The sequence below is a fragment of the Clostridium sp. HV4-5-A1G genome, assembly GCF_900184915.1.
Lineage (GTDB): Bacteria > Bacillota > Clostridia > Clostridiales > Clostridiaceae > Clostridium_B > Clostridium_B aromativorans.
Genome location: NZ_FXYI02000249.1, coordinates 1 through 3,857 on the forward strand (window position 1 = coordinate 1; position 3,857 = coordinate 3,857).

Genomic DNA, 3,857 nt, shown 5'->3' on the forward strand with positions numbered 1-3,857 from the left:
ATATTAATTTAACATTTATCATCTTTTAACTATTTAAGTAATTATAATCTCTTGCTTTCAATAATCCTTAAATTTAATTAAAGTAAAAGCTTTCGTTGAGTTTTATACTAATTCTTCTCTTTGTGCTGATTTTTCTCTATCAAATTTAGGACATCCATATTTTTTTGCTATCCAATCAACAAGAAATGGCACAACTATTGCAGTAATAATAACTGCTGCTCCAATTTGAATAGTTGCAGAAGCTACATATGGTTTATAACTAGGATCTATAAGTGCCACTGCTGCTGGACTAGCCATTGTGTTTCCTGCCGCACTAGCAATTGATGCACCAGCATAACCTGGTCTTCTATTTATAAACTTGTCACCCAATATTGCAAATCCACCGCCTATAATTAAAACCATAAGTGCTAGGACAATTCCACTGAAACCAGCTCTTAAAACATTATTGAAATTAATACCGGCACCTAGTGCAAATCCTATAAACGGTATTAGTATTGATACTCCCGATTTAAACATATCAGTAAAATCGTAATCCAAATTTGCTAAAATAAATCCCAAAAGTAATGGTACAATAGCTGCTAGTAAGGATACTAATGGTATATTAGCAAGACCTGTTGCTCCAAGTGTAAGTAAAGCAACAAATGGACCATCATGTATATTTTCAATGCTTTGTGCTGCCTGATCTTGTGCTTCGCCATATTCACCCATTAAAGCTAAGTTAAGACTTCCATTAGCCCCTGTAACTGCACAAATTATTGCCAGAACAGATACTCCAAGTACTCCTGATTTTCCAAAAATCTTATAAACTATAAAACCCAGCAGTGCACCTGCTACCCATTTACATATTAATAACACACCGCCACGTTTAAGAACTTCTGGAGCCTGTTTTATTTTTAAGCTTGTCCCTATACAAAAAATTTGGATTCCAACAAGTGTAGGAACTGCAGTATTAGAAAATAAAGCTGTTGTAAAAGAACCTATCTTTAAAATATTAGGACAAAATGTATTAATTATAGCACCTAATAATAATGGAACAACCATTATTCCCCCAGGTAATCTTTTTATTGTTTTCAGTATTTTTATAGTACCCATATATTTATCCCAATCCCCCTATAATATTAATATTTAGTAGCTATTATTCATAAGATATTTTATTAAATTGTTTTCAAAATTTTTCACCCCTTTATCTATGTAGAATACATCCATGGATATTTTAGTGAAACTGTCTTATATTAAAGCAGTTTAAAATCGATTACATTTATATTATATATATGTGTGTTTTAAAATGCAATAGTTTTTATTATTTTTTTGTATAAAAAAAGGCGCTATTGCAATTTGCGCCATAAAGTGGAACGACTAATGCCCAGTTTCTTTGCTACTTTGGATTGATTCATTTGATTTTTTTTCAACATCTTCTGAATAATATTTTTTTCAATTTCCTCCAGGGTCCCATCCAGTTCCACAACATCATCTTCAAAATCACAGCTGCAGGTCATATCATCAAGTACCTGTTTTACGTCATTTAATTCTATATAATCATTTTTGCAAAACATAACTATTTGCTCCACTGTTTTCCGAAACTGAAGTGTATTTCCTTTCCATTTGTATTTTTTTAATTTTAAAAGTGCATCGTCCCTAATTCCTACAATCTGTTTCCCATAGAAGGCATTGTATTCATTTATAAAAAGTCTGGACAAACTATCTATTTCATCAATTCTGTCCCTAAGAGGAGGAATCTTCAATGTAATTGGTGAAATTTTACAATACAAATTCGAGCTGAACCCATGCTTCTCCACAATATTGTCCAAAGAAGATATTATAATTCTGGAAGTTATATTCTTACCGCAATCCAGGAATCTATTCAATATGCTTTGACTATTTGGAGATAGCTCCTGTACATCCTTAAAATAAACAGTTCCCATATCCATATTCAACATATTGGTAAAAAGCATTTTACTCCAATCTTCCTCCGAAATCAAATTACAATCCAATATAATAAAGGTACCGGATTTAGTTCCATATCCAAAATGTAAAAATTCTGCCAGATCATCCTTTTCAGTTCCTCTCTCTCCCAAAATCCATATAGGTATATTGGTGTTTTTGCATTTATCCACTTTTTTCAATATGCCTTCCATATATTTGCTCTCCAAAAGCAGAGAAGATGTTTTGTCTGTACTGCTGCTTTTAATAATAACTCCATGAGCCTTATCCTTTGAATAGTCTGATATCTTGCACAGGCAAAATACAATATAAATTCTATTTTCCTTTTTTATGCTGCTGCCTGAAACTCTCCATATAAGATTATCAAACTCAACTGCGGTACTAAACTTCCCCTCACTTAACACTGAATACGCCCATTCTCTCTTTATGAAATGCCAATTATCCTTAAATATATTGTCCATATAAGCATTGGAATAAACATGATTAAAATTTTCATCCAGGACTATAATTCCTTCTTCAGCCTGTTCAATAATGGCAGCCGGTATCATCTGCTCCTTTCTAGCCCTTTTCAACACTTTATAAATCTTTCTGGCATCATTAAAGGATTTCAAAACACTTTCCTTTCCAGATGTAAACAATACTGTATTAAATCCTAGTTTTTTTGCCTTTTGAGTAGTTACTACATCTCCAATAATTATCTGATAATCTTTTTTGCTGATTTCCTGAAGCTTAGGAATTACTTCTGATTCACTGTAAATTACATAATTTGGTATGTCTATATCAAGTAATGAGCAAACTGTGGCTGCTCCCTCGGATATTTTAGGGAACCCTACAATGATTGCTTTTCCTTTTAATCCGCTTACAAGAGTTACCACTCGCAGCATGTCATAGCCAGAAACCTCTATATCAACTACAGGAATATTTACCTCTCTCTGTATTAATTCTGCCGTACCACCTCTGCTTATAATAATATCAGCACCCATATCCTGTGCTTTCTTTGCCATATTCACTCCTAGATCCAAATCGCCTACTTCTGCCTGTAAATCAATATCCTCTTCATCTTTAGCTAACTGAAGAATCAATTCTTTCAATCCATTATAGGGAGCAATTGCAACAACCTTCATATTTTTCCTCCTGTTTCAATTTAAAACACATTCTTATTATAGCAGAAAAAATAGTTATTTTACAAAAACAAATTCTAAATTGAACACATTCATTAAAATAAGCCCAATTTAGTTTTACACAATTATAAAAAAGCACAAAAGTAACCATTTAGTATAGATTATTTTTAACAATGTTAAGTAACTTTATTCTAGAAGGATTGGCTCAGAAAATAATGAATGTGTTCTTTTTGCTTCCATACTACTCAAAGTTTTGTCCTCTATACTTTTTGTCATACTTCTTCTGCTGTTGTATATGTCTGAGTAATCAACCAGATAAAAATTAAAATTGTAAAGGTTTCCGTAGATACTTATAGTATGCTGTCCGATATTGCCCTTATTTTTACATCACTGAATTTTTTCTTAAATTTTCCATGCTAGCTTTCAAGGTCAAAAAAATAAAACAGTTCAACCATTTATATTTTTTATTTAAAACAAAAAAGCACCCTGATTATTTCTATCAAGGTACCATATATAAAATTATATTTCACTGGACACTAATTTTCAATTAGAAAATTTTCTTCTGAAAGCAAGATTTTAATTTATCCTGTGAACCCTCCCCTCCTAACTAAACAGGTTAGTATAGAAGAGGCTTCTACCTTTTGACAGGCAGACTTCTCTTCCACAAATACGGTTTAGCTGAGTATTTCTTCTGTTGCCGGAAGAATTAAGCAGTTTCTTTTTCTATCTGCACTACTCCTGCCAAACTAATCAATGTGGCCAGAGTGCTCTGAGTTCTTCGCAGAAGCCCCGGTT

At 32.5% G+C, this 3,857-nt stretch carries 2 protein-coding genes; both read right to left on the reverse strand.

Going from position 1 to position 3,857, the window contains the following annotated elements; all coding sequences use genetic code 11:
• Nucleotides 1–102: 102 nt before the first annotated feature.
• Nucleotides 103–1,092, reverse strand: coding sequence for a 2-keto-3-deoxygluconate permease (locus J5G60_RS17140; RefSeq protein WP_190972246.1), 990 nt, complete (start codon nucleotides 1,090–1,092; stop codon nucleotides 103–105).
• Nucleotides 1,093–1,325: 233 nt separating this feature from the next.
• A complete protein-coding gene (locus tag J5G60_RS17145) occupies nucleotides 1,326–3,065 on the reverse strand; it encodes a sigma-54-dependent Fis family transcriptional regulator (RefSeq protein WP_150358281.1) in 1,740 nt (579 codons plus the stop codon).
• Between the last annotated feature and the right edge of the window lie 792 nt (nucleotides 3,066–3,857).

Bases quoted from the DNA above. Each gene is read 5' to 3' on its own strand.
- J5G60_RS17140 (WP_190972246.1), bottom strand. From the start codon at position 1,092: ATGGGTACTATAAAAATACTGAAAACAATAAAAAGATTACCTGGGGGA.
- J5G60_RS17145 (WP_150358281.1), bottom strand. From the start codon at position 3,065: ATGAAGGTTGTTGCAATTGCTCCCTATAATGGATTGAAAGAATTGATT.